1 protein-coding gene is annotated in these 600 nt (G+C 47.3%); it reads right to left on the bottom strand.

Features of this window, described 5'->3' with window-relative positions; all coding sequences use genetic code 11:
- On the bottom strand, positions 1 to 600 hold a 600-nt coding region (locus ACFQEU_RS17530; RefSeq protein WP_379784234.1), incomplete at both ends, for a hypothetical protein.

Raw genomic sequence — 600 nt, 5'->3', positions numbered from 1 at the left:
GACTTGCTCACAGTAGTGCCATTGTCCAGCAATACGTGTAATTGGGTTTCTTGAGTATTCGTATCGCTGAAGGACGTTAGCGTCGCGATTGGGAGGTTAGCGTCTTGTTTTTTGTATGTACCTGTCCAGATACCGCTATTAAGGCGACCTAAGTCAGTTCGGGTGAGCGTTTGAGCAATATCACCCGTGTGGGAAATAAGACTTCCGTTTTCGCTATAGAAAAACGCTACGCGGTTGCCGCTACGTGTGGCACGCGGATAAGTATTTTTGTCGAGATTGGCGATAGTGAACTCTTCCCAGACTGTGGAGAGTGTTTTGCGTAGGTATTTAAGTCGCTTTTCGGTTGTATGAGTTTCCGCAATGGGGATGTATATTTCTTCGCTATCCACCGTTGGGCTGTTAAGCAAGGTCAGGTCTCTGGTTATATCAGTGCATGGGTTTGGCATGTCAACTGAGCCACACCGGTAGAAGTTCTGAAGCCCCTGCCAATCTTCTCCAGCAGCTCGGCGATCAATAGATAGGTCAAATGTTTCATCGCGCAGTATTGTAACGATGTCTCCAGATTCCGATGCGTTGAAGAATAAGGGTTCTCTTGATGCG

The organism is Halorubrum tibetense, assembly GCF_042661865.1.
Classification (GTDB): domain Archaea; phylum Halobacteriota; class Halobacteria; order Halobacteriales; family Haloferacaceae; genus Halorubrum; species Halorubrum tibetense.
This window is presented reverse-complemented; position numbering and strand designations above follow the sequence as displayed.